We start from the raw sequence: 16,302 nt of genomic DNA, 5'->3' as shown, positions 1-16,302 counted from the left end.
GAGTGTCACTCTACTCATTCGTACTCACATAATTCTATTTTTTATTTCTACAACTGATTGCTAATTTTTTCAATATTTTTCAATACAATGGAAACTGTTCCATCTGGATTATTAACAAATTCGATTAGATCGCCATTACGGTATACTTCGAGTGGTACAATCAATTCGATGCCGTTGCTCATTTTTAATTTTTGTTTTCCAAATTTTTTCTCTGAAATTTCTCTAGCCTCACGAACTGGCGGAGTTTTATCTACAAATTTTGATTCGTTGACCTCTTCTTGATAAGCCATTCGAGCTGAAACATTCTCTTTAAAAACCAATTCAGCTACTTGTTCATTATCGATCGTCCCAGTTTCTTCAATACTCTCATAAACCGCTTCTTTAACAGATGCGATAAGTTCAAACTCATCTTCATTGAATTTTTTTCCGATTCGTTTTACTGCTTTTTTAATTTCCTTCATGTTTTCCTCAATAGAAGGAGCAGGTTGTGACTCAATCACTTTTTCAGAAAAATACCAGACTTTTTCTCCCGAAAACTCATAACGTTTTTCTAACAATTCATAGGCTAGTGTATCTAAATTAACCGTCATTCCTTCATCCGGTTTTTGTGATTTAGATGGTAAGATCGCTCGGTTGATGATCAGCTTATTATAGACCGCATCGTCTTCATAGTCCACGTAATGTGTGTAACTTTCTTTGTAATTCAACTTGATCATGGCTAAATGCATCACCGTATCTAGTTCATACAAAATAAAAAGAACATCTGCACTTGGTGCATCCTCACTACCAGAATAAACATCATACCAATGCTGAGCTAATTGTTGACTTTTTTGAACAAAGTCATTGGGGATTCCACGCATCTTGTCCACAAACGTACTTTCTTCCGCTAAAATACCTGTCTTAGTTTGTGCAGTTGACAGCTTTGTAATTTTACTTGTTAGATAAACACGTATATATTCCGTTGTTAAATCTAGCTCTTTTGCCGAGAACACCGGAGTCCCAGTTTCACGATCAATAATGTGTAAAATTGCACTTTTTAAATAAATATCCATCTATCATTCTCCCTTTTCTTAAACCCTATTTAGTCTACCCGAAAGAAACAAAAAAGCCAACTATTATTATTAGAAAAGTGAACTGAACTGGTTAGCTCTCATGAAAATTAGGAATCTGAATGTGAAACGCTTTTCGTTTCATATAAAGATTATCTATTTTCCTGAAGAGCTGGTTCAGGCAGCTAGATCATGAAAAGCGAAATGAACTGGTCAGCTCTCATGAAAATTAGGAATCTGAATGTGAAACACTTTTCATTTTATATAAAGATTATCTATTTTCCTGGAGAGCTGGTTCAGGCAGCTAGATCATGAAAAGTGAAATGAACYGKTTAGCTCTCATGAAAATTAGGAATCTGAATGTGAAACGCTTTTCGTTTCATATAAAGATTATCTATTTCCTGAAGAGCTGGTTCAAGCAGCTAGATCATGAAAAGTGAAATGAACCGTTTTTTTTACAGCAGACAAAAAGCAAGGCAACAGTTGCTTACCTTGCTCTAGTAAATAAGAAGATACTTCCTTCTTTTTATCTTTCTTCAACAAATAATTTTCCTGTTGCTTCATCAACAGGATCAAGCTTATTGAAAATTCCTTTTGTTCTGAAAATATACGTTAAAATAAGTGGCACAATAACTGCTATCAGCATAGCACCGAAAAATGGTAAATAATATTGTGGGACAATAGATAAAATTCCTGGCAAGCCGCCAACACCAATACTGATCGCTTTTACATCAAATAATGTTGCAAATAAGCCAGCACACGCAGACCCGATCATCCCTGCAACAAATGGATAGATATACTTCAAGTTGATACCAAACATCGCTGGTTCCGTTACACCTAAGTAACAAGAGATCATGGCTGGAATCGATACTTGCTCTTCCTCTTTATTTCCTCTGTGCATAAAGACAACAGCTAACACAGCTGATCCTTGAGCAATATTGGACAATGCAATCATCGGCCATAGGTTCGTTGAATGAAAATCAGCAATCAGTTGTAAATCGATCGCATTGGTCATATGATGCAAACCAGTGATAACTAATGGTGCATACATGAAGCCAAAGACTGCCCCAAATAACCAATTAAGTGAAGAAGTTAAACCGGCATTGACAATATCAGATATCCAGCTTCCAACAGCCCAGCCAATAGGTCCTAAAATCACATGGGCAGCAATCACAGTTGGAACCAGAGCAAACAACGGAACAAAAATCATTGAAATTGCTTGCGGTATAATTTTTCTAAAAAAGATTTCTAAATAGGCTAATAAAAATCCTGCGAGCATTGCCGGAATGACCTGTGCTTGATAGCCAATCATATTCACATGTGCAAAACCGAAATCCCAAAATGGAATATCAGCTGCAGCTGTACTTGCTACAGAATAAGCATTTAATAATTGCGGTGATACTAATGTAATCCCTAAAACAATACCAAGAATTTGTGTCGTACCCATTTTTTTAGTGATACTCCAAGTTATACCTACTGGTAGAAACTGGAATATAGCTTCACCGATCAACCATAAAAATGAGTTCACCCCACTCCAAAATTGTGACACTTCAACAATTTTCTGTCCATCCAAAAAACCGAATGGAATCCCTTCCAATACATTGCGGAATCCTAAGATCAATCCACCAATCACCAATGCAGGAATCAATGGTGTAAAAATCTCCGCTAAGACCGAAATAGCACGTTGGACTGGATTTAAGTTTTGTTTAGCTGCAGCCTTACCTTGCTCTTTGGAAACGCCTTCAAGTCCTGAAATAGCAGAAAACTCATTATAAAATTGTGGTACCTCATTCCCGATAATAACTTGAAACTGCCCAGCATTTGTAAAAGTTCCTTTTACAGAAGGGATTTTCTCGATTGCTGCTGTATCAGCTTGATTTGGATCATTAAGTACAAAACGCATTCGTGTTGCACAATGCGAAACTGCTGCAATGTTCTCTTTCCCTCCTACGTCTTCTAACAGTTTTTTTGCATCTTCTTGAAACTTACCCATTTCCTTTGCTCCTCTCAAGTAACTTGTATATACAATTAATCTGTATTTGTATAATACTTTATTATTTGATTTTTTACAAGCGTTTTCTTTTTAAAAAATAAATTTATTTTTCGTTATATGGTCGATCATCAAAAAACACGTTTTCAAATTAGTGGAATTTATTCCACAAAATGGTAAACTTGGGAGTATCAAATAAAATAAAAAAGCTATCCTATGATAGTTTTTAGCCGAGGAAAAAATGAAAAAAAATAAACTTGCTACAAAATTAAAAAAACGTTTGTCTGCTGTTCAAATTTTGGCTTTGGGATTTATTATCTTGATTTTTTTAGGTGGGACCCTTCTATCCTTACCGATATTCTCACGTAGTGGCAACGCAACACCTTTTATCGATGCATTATTTACAGCGGTCTCTGCTGTCTGCGTAACTGGTTTAACTACGCTTAACACAGCTTTACATTGGAATGCTTATGGACAGTTAGTCATTATGGTATTGATTGAAATCGGCGGCTTGGGTTTTATGACCATGCCCGTACTGTTATATTTCATTCTGCGGAAAAAATCACACTCAGTACACGTATTTTATTACGGGAAGCGCTCAATTTAGATGATATGTCAGGTGCCTTTCGTCTGATGATGTATGTCGTTAAACTAGCTACGATCATTCAAATTGCTGGTGCGATTTTACTTTCAATCCAGTTTGTTCCTGAATTTGGTTGGAAAAAAGGACTCTTTTTCGGTCTTTTTCATTCTATATCCAGTTTTTGTAATGCTGGCTTTGATCTATTAGGTGATAGTTTGACTCCTTATCAGTCAAATCCATACGTTTTGTTAGTTATCGGGAGTTTAATTATCTCTGGTGGGCTTGGTTTTATTGTTTGGCAAGATTTACTACGTTTTAAAGAAAAACGGAAATTTTCTTTACACACAAAAATTGCATTAATCACAACACTTTCTTTATTGATCGGTGGCTTTATCCTATTCTTTATCACAGAACACAATGCCAGTAACTTGACTACTGGGACTACTTTTTTTGAGCGGTTAGCAAACACTTTCTTCATGTCTGTTACTCCAAGAACTGCCGGGTACTATTCAATTGATTATATGCAAATGACAAATGCCGGCTTGATCACAACCATCTTCTTGATGTATATTGGTGGAACGTCAGGTTCTACTGCCGGCGGACTCAAAACAACCACATTCGCTGTTTTAGTTATTCAAATCGTCTCCATCTTTAAAGGCCGGACACGTGCTGAGTTTCAAGGACGTACAATTCGAAATAGCACAGTGTTTCGCGCGTTGACATTGTTCTTTATTACGTTGACTTTATGTGTCCTATCGATCATGCTTTTAACGATTACTGAAAATATTCCAGAATCCTCTGGTATAGAGTATGTCGCATTTGAAGTATTTTCTGCCTTTGGAACGGTTGGACTAACAATGGGGCTAACTCCGGACTTAACTGCCGTCGGAAAAGTGATCATTATGTTACTGATGTATATTGGACGAGTTGGTATTTATACTGTTGGGTTTTCACTACTCACTAAAGGACAAAAACAACAAGCTAAATTTAAATATCCTGATGAAAGTGTCATGATTGGATAAAATAAAAAGAGAAACATAAACGCTCTTAGCATTTTATGTTTCTCTTTTTTCACAAGTATTTTATATAGTAATCATAAAAAATCCCACCCTCTAATGAAGGTGGGAAAAGGAGTTTTACTCTAAAGAGTAAAATGAAAAAATAAAAAGGGTTGTTGTTGGTATGAATGTATAATACTATTTATTTAAAAAAATATCAACTAATATCCCTTGAAAAGATATTATTATTTTTTTTAAGCAATAATTTCTCGTTTTTATCTAAAAAAAGAAAAAATCCCACCTTCTGACGAAGATGGGAAAAGGAGTTTTACTCTAAAAGAGTAAAATGAAAAAATAAAAAGGGTTGTTGTTGGTATATGTGTATATTAAACTCAAATAAATAAAATATCAACTAATATCCCTTGGAAAAATAAATATATCTAAAAAAAGAATAATTAATAAAAAAACGACTCAACATACATTGAGTCGTTTCAGAAATTTTCAATTAGTTTTTAACGATGTTTACTGCTTGTGGTCCACGTTGACCTTCTTCAATATCAAAAGATACGCTTTGACCTTCATCTAAAGATTTAAATCCGTCACCTTGGATTGCTGAAAAGTGTGCGAATAAATCTGTTCCGTTATCTTGAGTAATAAAACCAAAACCTTTGTCTGCGTTAAACCATTTCACTGTACCTGTATTCATAAATGTGTTCCTCCTAGTGCTCTTAGCACGATTAATTTTTGCAATACCTTTGTGATAAAAAAAAGAGGAATTAAAACACCCTTACGAATGAAATGACCTATTAATTTAAATTACAATTATACTACATTTATTATTGTACAATGGAATGAAATGAAAGTATACATATTTCTCTATTTATGAGAAAACACTCATTTTCAATAAGAACTCTATCGTTTCAACTAGAAAAGAAAATGACTGAGTCTTGCCTCTTAAAGGCAAATCTCAGTCATAAGGATAGTTATTTGTTAAGGTATTGATTTTTCAGACTTTATCAGTGTACTATATAAACCTCGCCCGCGCAATCTTATCTTACGTATTTTCGTATAATACTTAGTTTGATTTAATCTTTTGCTTAAATCAGAATTCTTCTCCACCTAAAAAAATTCTTTAGCTATCGCTCACAATAGAAAATGTAAGTGAAATTGTAAAAAGTTGATTGATCAACACTGCTTCAATGTGCCCGTTCAGCTTCTCTACAAATTCTTTTACAATAAAAAGACCCAGTCCTGTTGAATTTCCAGCTCTTGATTTATCTGACATATAGAATCTGTTAAAAATTTGTGATAAATCCAGTTCATTTTCAGCAGATACTTTATTCTGAAAGGTAAAGACTACCTGATCTCCCTGTTTCGTTTGAGAAATTTTTATTTCTCCTTGCCCATGATCTAGACTATTTTTTATTAGATTAGAGAAAATACGTGTTAAAGCTGCGCTGTTCGCTAAAATATATAGTGGACTTTCACTAATCGAAAGAATCGGTTCGATCTCCTCATTTGAAAATTGTTGATAAAAGGTAAAGATTGTATTCAATAAAACTTGATTTGTTTCTATCTTTTGCAGTTCGATCTTATACGCATCATTTTCTAATTTGGTGTAGGTAAAAATTGTTTCTAATAATTCGGTCAAGGTTTCAATTCTATTATTGATGACGTCTATATACTGTTGCTGCTTTTGACTATCCTTATTTCTGATCAATAATTGAAAATAGCCATCCAATGATGTTAACGGTGTCCGAATATCATGTGCTAGATTTGTGATTGAGTCCTTCAACTGCTGTTCATGCATTCGAGTTGTCATTTTATTAGAACGTTGCTCGATCAACATCTGATTTAGTAAGGTGAGTAATTCATTTAGCTGCTTATCACTAAATTGATTGGACAATAGCAGATTACTTTCATGTCGTTGAATAAAACGCATTTGTTGATTGATTCCTTTGATTTGCTGCTTATATTGAATTACGCGGACTAGTAATAAAATAGCTAAAAATCCAACGATGATCGTAACTAAAAGCATTTTCTCTCCCCTTTTTACTTTATGAACATTATCCGTTTACATCTCTCTTTTGTTTTATTGTAACACTGTACGTCAACATCAGAACAATAAATACAAAAGAGACAGCGATACCTCGAATAATACTTGCTACAGGAGAAGTCCCTGAAATACTTGGTACAATCCCAGTGATGGTGTAATTCATCAAATCAAACGTCTGATTTCCAGTGATTCCATGGATAATGTTATTGATCATTTGATAGAGGTAACTAAATCCACCGAAAGTCAATAAAATACCTATTAGCATACTCACAACAGGTTGCTGGATCAAGGTGATCAGCCCCAATACAATTGCAGCAAATGCCACATGAAAAATAAATTGCAGACTTGTTTCTTTGATTAGATCAAAACTATTTCCTAGACTAACTGAATCGAAAATAACATTCCCAATAAAAAAGAAAATAAAAAGACTACCAATAAAAGAAAGTACTATAAATACACATTGGCTGACAAATTTTGACAATACGAGTAACCCTTTACTTGTCACTTGTCCTACAATATTCTTAGTAAAACCAGATGCCTCTTCACGGTTGATAAACATAACGCTAAAGATCACAATCCCAATCAAAAAAGAGTTACTACTTGCCATGATCTTAAAGAGTGTTGTTAAATCCGTGGAACTTCTTAAGCCGTCCGTATTTGTAGTAATCCCTATGGTAACACCCACATTAGGCATTCCAATCGAATCTCTCATAGTATACAAAGTTATTCCTACAAAAGTTAAAATCCCCAACAAAATAAGGTAGGTACTTTTTGACCGAAACATTCGATACAGATCCATTTTCATTACATTAATCATGGTGACTACCTCCAGTCAAACTTAAAAAATATTCCTCTAGCGAAACTTGCGAAATTGTAAAAGAGTCAATGGCAATATTCGCTTGTGCAAGAGCTAAATTAATTTCACTATTTTTAGTTAATTGTTCATAAATTCGAATGGTATTTCGATCAACTACTTTGTAATTTGAAATGCCCATGTTTTCGATCACAGTAGTAGCTAATTGCGGTTCCTTTAATTGAATCTCGATAAACTGTTTGCATTCCTCTAGCAATTCCTCATGAGAAATTTCTTGAATCAGTTGCCCTTGATGAATAAAACCGTAGTCTGTCGCCATTTTGGCTAATTCTTCTAAAAGGTGACTGGAGATCATGATTGTAATATTTTTATCTTCAACTAATTTTATCAAGATATCTCGCATCTCTACAATTCCTTGTGGATCTAGCCCATTGATCGGCTCATCCAATATGAGTAAATCTGGTTCACCAAGTAAAGCCATCGCGATTCCTAATCTTTGTCTCATTCCTAAAGAGTACTGTTTAACCTTCTTTTTCCCCACATCTGCAAGACCTACTAGTTTCAAAAGTGCAGGAATGTATTCATTACCATATAAACCGATTGCAATTTGCTTTAATTTTAAGTTGTCTGTAGCACTCATATCGCCATATAAACCAGGTGCTTCTATCAATACTCCAATACGAGAAAAATAGGTTTTGGCGTGAGGACCACTCTCACCAAATAGTGCGATTTCCCCACTAGTCGGTGTTGCAAGCCCACTGATCATTCGCATGATCGTAGTTTTCCCAGCTCCATTTTTTCCAACTAATCCGTAAATAGCACCACGTTTAACATGTAGACTCACATGATCGACTGCAAACTGTTTTTTGTATTTTTTACTTAACTCATTTGTTTCCAGTAAATAGTTACTCATCTTTTTTACCCCTCTCTCTTGTTAAACTCATTTTAGCTTTCAACTGCAAATTCAATACAAAAAAGAGTTAAAGAAAAGTTAAAGCTTATTGTTGTAAAGTAAAGCCAACTCCCCAAACAGTTTTGATCCACTCTTGTCCAGAAGTTTTTTTGATTTTTTGTCGAATATTTGAAATATGGACATTGACCGTTTTATCTTCACCAACATAAAAATCAGCCCAAGCATATTCGTAAATTTCCTGCTTACTAAATATTTTTTTAGGGTAAGATAGGAACAACTCCATAATTTTAAATTCTTGATGTGTTAAAGCAATCTCCTGACCCGATACGATCAAAGCATTCCTATCTTTATCCAATGTCAGCGATTGAAAGGATAGCAATTGTCCTTGATATGGACTACTTTTTCGCAATTGAACTTGAATACGAGCCAATAGTTCTTCGATTTCAAACGGTTTCGTGATATAGTCATCCGCTCCACTAGTCAACATCTCAACTTTAGTATCTAATATATCCTTTGATGAAATGATGATTATCGCTGCATTGCACCTTTCTTTTATAAGTGGTACTAATGTTTCCCCTGTCATCCCAGGCAGCATCAAATCTAATAAAATAATTTGAAAAATTTTCTTTTCTATACACAATAATGCTTCCGTTCCAGAATAAGCTCGTGTACAGGAAAACGATTCTGTCACTAAAGCTTCATAGAGTAGATCATTAATATACATATCATCTTCAACAATCAAAATATTGTTCATTTTTTCTTCCTCATCCTTGTTATTTATAGATTAGCTTGTCTTTATAATTATCGCTATTCATTATAGCAGAGTGCGCATCAAAAAAGCCCTCAAATTCGATCACTTTAAAACCATTTTTGATTTAGCACTTTAAAAAACAAAACATCTAATCAATTCAAAGACAATCAAATGAATCGGATAAAACCAATAGAATCCCCATTTGACCCACTTCGGAGAATATCCTCTTGCTCCATTGTATTGTAATAGCAAGAATAATACTGCTAAAAAACCAAATTGCGAAAATACCTCTGCTCCCCAAGAGGGTAAAGCATTATTCATGATAAAACCAACAATTGAAATGATTTCAAAAATGATAAATGCGCTAATTAATGTTCTTTTTTTGCCTTTTTGATTGTGCTCTACATAAAAAGACCAAATGATAAAAACACCTATAATTGCCCAATCCGAAAGCACAGTCAGGAGACTAAACCCAAAAACAATTAGTACGTGAACTACTTTATTCTTCGTTCGTGAATATACAATCATCATCAATAAGCCCATCAACAGCGTAAAGAAAATATTATTGGGAATATCAGTGATTGAAAATGCATCTGTTGGATTATGAATCAAATAAAATGGATAAATTGAGACGAACCAAAACAGAATTAACCTTGTACAATACTTTCGCAAATTTTTGGTGTAGTGAAACCCTTCAACTAATAGATAGGCCATAATTGGAAACGTCAATCTTCCAACAAATTCCGAGATTGCAAACAATCCAACCGTATTGATACTGTGACTCCATGAAAAAATAATGCCTGCGTGATTCATTGCCATAGCCACTACTGCTATAATTTTCAAATGGAAAGCATCAAGTTTCTTATTCATATTCTTGTTCTCCTCTTTTCGTTTTACTACAATTTTTAGTACTCTCTATACTTTAGCGATAAAGTACAAATTCATTTTCAATAAAACGTAAAGAAAAGGTAAAGTTGTAATGAGTCTAGTTTAGGCGCACTTAAAAACAGCTCCACACGCTCGTTTAGACTTGAATGAAAAATAGGAAAATAGATTTGTGACGTTTTTGTTATAGGTAAATTTTATCTTTTTCAGGTGTCGATTACTTAACTTCACTTCAATACTCATTCTTTCAAGACTCTAGTACTTCCTACTCTTTTAACTTCTTCAAAAAATATTATTTTCTCAACAAATAGAAATATTCAGTAGGAATTGCTGTTATTCATTTAAATCGGAAAATCAAACTTATTCATAGCGGTTTTCAAATCGTTCAAATAAATATTCAGTTTTTTTTTGAGCCTTTTCATTTTTAAGCATAGAAAAAAGCACCTTCGTTTGAAGGTACTTTTGCCTTACGATGACTGTAACAGCTATTCAGTCGCTTATTCATTACTTGTTATATTATCAATAATCGTTAGTATTTCACTCGTTTTCAAACAACTAAGCGTGTCTAAAAAGTAAACTTTTGCTCTTAAACTTACTATTTCTTCGGTTCATCCTCGTCCATTTTCAGAACAGCCATGAAGCTTCTTGCGGAACTTCAACAGAACCAACTTGCTTCATCCGCTTCTTACCATCTTTTTGTTTCTCTAATAACTTACGTTTGCGTGAAATATCTCCACCGTAACACTTAGCCAAAACGTTTTTACGCAAGGCTTTGATGGTTGAACGAGCGGTGATTTTTTGCCCGATCGCAGCTTGAACCGGCACTTCAAATTGTTGTCGAGGAATTAATTTTTTCAACTTCTCAACAATTACTTTCCCCCGTTCAAAAGCAAAATCTTTGTGCACAATAAAGCTTAGTGCATCGACTTTTTCTGAGTTTAACAGGATATCCATCTTAGATAGATTACTCTTACGGTAACCGATCATTTCATAGTCTAATGAAGCATATCCTTTAGTACCAGATTTCAAACGATCGAAGAAATCATAAACAATTTCTGACAACGGCATATCATAAATAACATTCACTCGATACTCATCTAAGTAATCCATTGTAACGAATTCACCACGTTTACGTTGAGAAATTTCCATGACAGCCCCAACATATTCATTTGGCACCATGATAGTCGCTTTAACATATGGTTCTTCTACAAAATCAACGGAGCTTTGATCTGGAAATTCTGCTGGGTTATCAACAACGATTTTCGTCCCATCAGTCTTCGTTACATGATAAATTACGGACGGAGCCGTTGTAATCAAATCAAGATTAAATTCTCGCTCTAATCGTTCTTGAATTACATCCATATGCAACAAACCTAAAAATCCACAACGGTAACCAAACCCTAAAGCTTGAGATGATTCGGCTTCAAATTGTAACGCTGCATCATTCAGTTGTAATTTTTCCAATGCTTCACGTAACTCAACATAACGTGAATTGTCGATTGGATATAATCCGCAATAAACCATTGGATTCATTTTACGATAACCCGCCAACGCTTCTTTTGCCGGATTATTCGCTAAAGTTACTGTGTCCCCAACTTGGGTATCACGGACCGTTTTGATTGCAGCAGTGATATAGCCGACATCGCCGACCATTAAGAAATCACGACTGATCGGTTTTGGTGAGAAGATACCAACATCTGTCACTTCAAAGGTTTTATTATTATTCATCATCATGATTTTATCACCAGGTTTTACAACCCCATCCATGATCCGAACATTTAAAATAACCCCACGATAACTGTCATAGACTGAATCAAAAATCAACGCTTTTAGCGGTGCTTCAAGATCCCCTGTCGGCGCCGGAACTAAATCAACGATTTGTTCCAAAATATCTTCAATCCCAATGCCCGCTTTAGCACTTGCCAAAACTGCATCACTGGCATCGATTCCAATCACATCTTCGATTTCTGTACGAACTCGTTCTGGATCTGCTGCTGGTAAATCGATTTTATTGATCACTGGAATAATTTCCAAATCATTATCTAACGCTAAATAAACATTTGCTAATGTTTGTGCTTCAATACCTTGCGCCGCATCAACCACTAAGATAGCTCCTTCACAGGCTGCTAAACTTCTTGATACTTCATACGTAAAATCCACATGTCCTGGAGTGTCGATCAAATGGAAAATATAATCTTCCCCATCTTTGGCTGTATAGGTTAATTCAACCGCATTTAGCTTGATCGTAATGCCACGTTCACGCTCTAAATCCATTGCATCAAGTAACTGATCTTGCATCTCGCGATCAGAAACAGTTTCAGTTTTTTGCAAAATCCGGTCAGCTAGTGTAGATTTCCCGTGGTCAATATGAGCAATAATGGAAAAATTACGAATTTTCTCTTGTCTTTGCTTCATTTCATTTATATTCATTAATAGTCCTCATTTCTTTTATGAAAAGCTGAATGAGCGTGTGATTTCATTAAATCACATAGGCTTGGCTCATCGCTCAAATCATTTTCAATCAGCACTTTCCATTATAGCAATTTTTTCGCCAGAATTAAAGAACTTTCCTATGTTTCCTTCCCTATTAGGACAATCATTCCTTTGCTTAGAAAAACTCATAGTCGTTTGTAATATAATCCAGTCCGCTTTCTTTAACAATAAAAAAACCAGTTTGCGGAACCTCCAGTCGTATTGTTTTTTCATAAGGCAATTTAGTAGACTACCACGTAGAACTCGTCCCAATAAACCATGGGACATCACAATAATATGCTGTTGTTGGATTGTACTGATTTCTTCTAACCACTTTTTACAGCGTTGCTGAACATCTTCATACGTTTCTCCATTGGGGGATTTAAAGTACCAATCAAATTCATTATACTCTTTGTTTTTAGTTTCTGCTGCAATCGCTTGTCTGGTTTTACCATTCCACGAGCCAATATTCACCTCTTTTAAATGCTCATCACTAACAGGTTTCATCAAGTGACGATCTAATACTCGATAAATGATTTCAGCACTCTGCTGTGTTCGACCTAGTGGGCTGTAAAAAAAAGCAATTTCTTGATCCTCTAAAGATTTTAATTTTCGTTTTAAAAGGAATCCATTTTCTTTGACTTGTATTTTCCCAAGAGGTGTTAATGGCGAATCAAGCACTCCTTGATAAATTCCTTGTTGATTAAATTCTGTTTCTCCATGTCTGAGTAAATAAATTATTTTCTTCAAAAAAAAACACCTCCCAAAAAAAGTTTACCACAAGCGTGTCAAAGCAAAAATGCCTCTTTACCTTTTCTTAGAGAGAATTATTCCGTTTATTCTTATTTTTTTGATATACTGGGTATAGAAAAATAAATTGGAGATGGAAAAATGGACCAAAAAGAGTTCAGAGAAAATTTAGAATTGAAAGCCGTGGATGAACAATACGTGGATCAATTCAACGAATTATTGAGTTATGTATTTCAATTTACAGAAGCTGATTTAGAAGAGAGCGGCTACGAAAGCAAGAAGGAATTGATTAAATCTAAACAGCCTATTTTAGAGCAATCGAAAGTTTTCGGCTGGTTTCATGAAGATAAACTGATTTCACAAATTGCGATTTATCCTTGTGAAGTAAATATTCACGGAACACTATTTAAAATGGGCGGGGTGACAGGTGTTGGAACCTATCCAGAATATGCAAATCATGGCTTAATGCAAGACTTGATTCATCTGGCCCTAAAAAATATGCGTCAAGATCAACAATGGATCTCATATCTATATCCATACAGTATTCCCTACTATCGGAGAAAAGGCTGGGAGATCATGTCCGACAAGCTTTCTTTTAAAATCCGAGATACCCAACTACCTAAACAAGTTGAGGTACCTGGGATGGTGGAACGAGTAAGCGTGGACCATGAAGATGTCTTTACAGTATATGCGAAATTTGCTCGCCAAAATCATGGGGCTTTGATCCGCAGTGAATTTAATTGGGAAGAATATTGGCGCTTTGAAAATGAAGAGGAACGAACAGCCGCGGTTTATTATGGTGCGAATCAAGAGCCATTAGGTGTCCTTTTTTATTGGGTAGCAGAAGAAGTATTTCATATTAAGGAAATGTTTTATATCAATCAGGAAGCTCGAAATGGCTTATGGAACTTCATTTCTGCTCATTTTTCGATGGTTTATTGGGTCAAAGGGGATATTTACAAAAATGAACCGTTAGCCTTTTTACTAGACGACAGCCAAATCAAAGAAACGATCGAGCCTTACTTTATGGCACGAATCGTGGATGTTAAAGAGTTATTGCTGACTTATCCGTATGCTAGTACTGCAAAACCATTTCATTTTGTCGTAACCGATCCTGTTGCAGAATGGAACAATGGTGTATTTAGTTTATTATGGGATGAAGATGATCAAGTTTCTGTGACAGATGAACCACTGGGACAACCTGTTCATATCGATATTCAAACCTTGACTTGTCTTTTGATGAATTATCGCCGTCCGACTTATTTACATCGAATTGAGCGTTTAGAAACTGATAAGGAAACCTTACATTCATTGGAGCGGATTTTACCTGATCAAGAAGCTTACTTTAGCGATTACTTTTAAGTATCAATTGATTGTCGAATATTTTATTATCACATAACAACTACTGGAGGAAACAATACATGAAACTATACTTTGCAGGACCGATGTTTGCCAAAGCGGATTTACTTTATAATGAATATATGGTGAAACAAATACGTGATCTAGATGATTCAATCGAAGTGTATTTACCACAAGAAAATGGTGCGATCAATGATAAATCAGCTTATGCGGATAGCAAGATGATTGCATTAGCGGATACCGAAAAAGTCCTTGAAAGTGATTTATTAGTAGCTGTTTTAGATGGTCTTACGATTGATGCTGGTGTTGCTTCTGAAATTGGTGTCGCTTATGCCAAAAATATCCCTATGATCGGTCTATATACTGACACGCGCCAACAAGGTGCAGACAATCCAAAAAAATTAGCTGCTTTAGCTGATACTGCTGAAAATCAATTCCATTATCTTAACTTATACACCGTTGGTTTAGTAAAATTAAATGGATCGGTCGCTACAAATGAACAAGATTTCTTAGCCTTAATTAAGGAAAAATTGAATAAATAGAGTCAATTTCCCTTGATAAAATATAACGATTGGAGGCTTTTATATGAAGTTAGAATTTGAGGATAAACAGGAAAAAAGTGTTTTTTACTTTTTACTTGTATTTGGATTTATTACACTACTCGTGAATATCGTTAAAACATTTGTGGTTCAACCAACTGAACAATATGTATTATTGACATTTGAAATGATTGCGGGGATCGCTGTGATTTTCGTACCCTTTGTCTTTACTAAATTTACAGGCTTAGTTTTTCCAAAAATGGTCCGTCTTTATTATTGGTTTTTCATTTGGATCGCCGTTTTCCTTGGAACTGGTCTGCGCTTGATTATTGTTGTCCCATTCTGGGATAAAATCCTTCATGCTGTCAGCCCAATTTTATTAGTAGCTGTTGGTTACGCAATTATTGGATATTGTTTGCGAGAATCGGATTTTTCTAAAATCAGTCCTTGGTTGTTCATTATCATGGGCTTTGCATTCGCTGGATTATGCGGCGTTTTCTGGGAGTTTTGGGAATTCCTTTGCGATTCACTTGGTAATATGAATCTGCAACGTTATATGACAGAAGCTAGGCAACCTTATATTGGTCGTGAAGCGTTGATGGATACCATGGGTGATTTATTTACGAATACAATTGGTGCCTTGATTTTAACCGTCTATAGTTTTACGCAACGACATAAACCAGAGTATTTTAAAGCGTATGCGTTTAGAAAAGTGAATAAAAAGGAACCTTTTTTCTAGCAGTTTTAGAAGTCATTTAGTTTAAAAGGAGGAAATAGAATGTCTGGTATCTACAAAAAAACAGGTTTGCTGTCTAAAGATAAGGTTGGTTCCTATGAGAATGGTAAAATTCACAAAAAATCAGGGCTGTTTTCTAGTGATAGAATTGGCTCATACTCAAACGGAAACATTTCAAAAAAAACAGGAGCCTTTTCAAGTGATGTCATTGGTTCTTATAAAAACGGTAAAATCTATAAAAAGACTGGCTTACTTTCAACCGATGTAGTTGGTTCTTATGCAAACGGTAAAATTTATAAAAAAACAGGCTTGCTCTCGAATGATGTCATTGGTTTTTACGATGGCGATAGCGATGATGATGGCGCAGGAGCTGCAGCCTTACTACTTTTAGATTTATAATAATCACT

13 protein-coding genes and 2 pseudogenes are annotated in these 16,302 nt (G+C 35.0%); 5 read left to right on the top strand and 10 right to left on the bottom strand.

The features are described 5' to 3' along the window. Positions 1–47: 47 nt before the first annotated feature. Entirely contained in the window at positions 48–1,052 is a 1,005-nt protein-coding gene (locus tag V192_RS0101960; RefSeq protein WP_025868705.1) for a nucleoid-associated protein, read from the bottom strand. Between the two features lie 523 nt (positions 1,053–1,575). Then, positions 1,576–3,042 carry a PTS system trehalose-specific EIIBC component gene (gene treP, locus V192_RS0101950; protein ID WP_025868704.1) on the bottom strand — a complete coding sequence of 489 codons (1,467 nt, stop codon included), beginning with the start codon at positions 3,040–3,042 and terminating at the stop codon, positions 1,576–1,578. Positions 3,043–3,280: 238 nt separating this feature from the next. Between treP and V192_RS19005 the strand changes: the two are divergent. Continuing rightward, a pseudogene (locus V192_RS19005) lies at positions 3,281–4,644 on the top strand (TrkH family potassium uptake protein). A gap of 481 nt (positions 4,645–5,125) precedes the next feature. Here the strand turns inward: V192_RS19005 and V192_RS0101940 are convergent. From V192_RS0101940 to V192_RS18995, 8 genes and pseudogenes are all read right to left on the bottom strand, one after another. Beyond that, positions 5,126–5,326, bottom strand: coding sequence for a cold-shock protein (locus V192_RS0101940; protein WP_010761095.1), 201 nt, complete (start codon positions 5,324–5,326; stop codon positions 5,126–5,128). A 426-nt stretch (positions 5,327–5,752) separates the two neighbouring features. Then, complete coding sequence (locus V192_RS0101935) at positions 5,753–6,658, bottom strand: sensor histidine kinase (RefSeq protein ID WP_025868703.1); 906 nt, start codon at positions 6,656–6,658, stop codon at positions 5,753–5,755. Between the two features lie 28 nt (positions 6,659–6,686). Further along, positions 6,687–7,493 (bottom strand): ABC transporter permease subunit, encoded by an 807-nt coding sequence (locus V192_RS0101930; RefSeq protein WP_025868702.1) that lies wholly within the window; start codon positions 7,491–7,493, stop codon positions 6,687–6,689. Continuing rightward, complete coding sequence (locus V192_RS0101925) at positions 7,486–8,403, bottom strand: ABC transporter ATP-binding protein (RefSeq protein ID WP_025868701.1); 918 nt, start codon at positions 8,401–8,403, stop codon at positions 7,486–7,488. Before V192_RS0101925 ends, V192_RS0101930 begins: the two co-directional genes overlap by 8 nt. Positions 8,404–8,488: 85 nt before the next feature. Continuing rightward, on the bottom strand, positions 8,489–9,157 hold the full coding sequence (locus tag V192_RS0101920) for a response regulator transcription factor (protein WP_025868700.1): 669 nt from the start codon (positions 9,155–9,157) through the stop codon (positions 8,489–8,491). Positions 9,158–9,286: 129 nt separating this feature from the next. Next, positions 9,287–10,024, bottom strand: a complete 738-nt coding sequence (locus V192_RS0101915) for a TraX family protein (protein WP_025868699.1) — start codon at positions 10,022–10,024, stop codon at positions 9,287–9,289. Between the two features lie 610 nt (positions 10,025–10,634). Next, positions 10,635–12,469 (bottom strand): annotated as a pseudogene (lepA, locus tag V192_RS19000) (translation elongation factor 4). 87 nt (positions 12,470–12,556) lie between these two features. Then, positions 12,557–13,261: a histidine phosphatase family protein gene (locus V192_RS18995; RefSeq protein ID WP_051581914.1), complete on the bottom strand. Its 705-nt coding sequence runs from the start codon at positions 13,259–13,261 to the stop codon at positions 12,557–12,559. Positions 13,262–13,402: 141 nt separating this feature from the next. Between V192_RS18995 and V192_RS0101900 the strand changes: the two genes are divergently transcribed. The 4 genes from V192_RS0101900 to V192_RS0101885 are packed head-to-tail and all read left to right on the top strand — an operon-like array spanning position 13,403 to position 16,294. Further along, positions 13,403–14,623 carry a GNAT family N-acetyltransferase gene (locus tag V192_RS0101900; protein ID WP_025868698.1) on the top strand — a complete coding sequence of 407 codons (1,221 nt, stop codon included), beginning with the start codon at positions 13,403–13,405 and terminating at the stop codon, positions 14,621–14,623. 59 nt (positions 14,624–14,682) lie between these two features. Further along, entirely contained in the window at positions 14,683–15,162 is a 480-nt protein-coding gene (locus V192_RS0101895; RefSeq protein WP_025868697.1) for a nucleoside 2-deoxyribosyltransferase, read from the top strand. A gap of 43 nt (positions 15,163–15,205) precedes the next feature. Next, complete coding sequence (locus V192_RS0101890) at positions 15,206–15,898, top strand: DUF2238 domain-containing protein (protein ID WP_025868696.1); 693 nt, start codon at positions 15,206–15,208, stop codon at positions 15,896–15,898. 39 nt (positions 15,899–15,937) lie between these two features. Further along, entirely contained in the window at positions 15,938–16,294 is a 357-nt protein-coding gene (locus V192_RS0101885) for a hypothetical protein (protein WP_025868695.1), read from the top strand. Positions 16,295–16,302 lie beyond the last annotated feature (8 nt).

The organism is Enterococcus crotali (assembly GCF_000633635.1).
GTDB lineage: Bacteria > Bacillota > Bacilli > Lactobacillales > Enterococcaceae > Enterococcus_L > Enterococcus_L crotali.
Note: the sequence above shows the minus strand (reverse complement) of the source record. Positions and strands in the feature narration are given on the sequence as shown.

Coding starts and splice junctions, on each gene's coding strand:
- V192_RS0101960 (WP_025868705.1), bottom strand. CDS start 1,052: ATGGATATTTATTTAAAAAGTGCAATTTTACACATTATTGATCGTGAA.
- V192_RS0101925 (WP_025868701.1), bottom strand. CDS start 8,403: ATGAGTAACTATTTACTGGAAACAAATGAGTTAAGTAAAAAATACAAA.
- V192_RS0101895 (WP_025868697.1), top strand. CDS start 14,683: ATGAAACTATACTTTGCAGGACCGATGTTTGCCAAAGCGGATTTACTT.
- V192_RS0101915 (WP_025868699.1), bottom strand. CDS start 10,024: ATGAATAAGAAACTTGATGCTTTCCATTTGAAAATTATAGCAGTAGTG.
- V192_RS0101940 (WP_010761095.1), bottom strand. CDS start 5,326: ATGAATACAGGTACAGTGAAATGGTTTAACGCAGACAAAGGTTTTGGT.
- V192_RS0101890 (WP_025868696.1), top strand. CDS start 15,206: ATGAAGTTAGAATTTGAGGATAAACAGGAAAAAAGTGTTTTTTACTTT.
- V192_RS0101930 (WP_025868702.1), bottom strand. CDS start 7,493: ATGATTAATGTAATGAAAATGGATCTGTATCGAATGTTTCGGTCAAAA.
- V192_RS0101900 (WP_025868698.1), top strand. CDS start 13,403: ATGGACCAAAAAGAGTTCAGAGAAAATTTAGAATTGAAAGCCGTGGAT.
- V192_RS0101935 (WP_025868703.1), bottom strand. CDS start 6,658: ATGCTTTTAGTTACGATCATCGTTGGATTTTTAGCTATTTTATTACTA.
- V192_RS0101885 (WP_025868695.1), top strand. CDS start 15,938: ATGTCTGGTATCTACAAAAAAACAGGTTTGCTGTCTAAAGATAAGGTT.
- V192_RS0101920 (WP_025868700.1), bottom strand. CDS start 9,157: ATGAACAATATTTTGATTGTTGAAGATGATATGTATATTAATGATCTA.
- treP (WP_025868704.1), bottom strand. CDS start 3,042: ATGGGTAAGTTTCAAGAAGATGCAAAAAAACTGTTAGAAGACGTAGGA.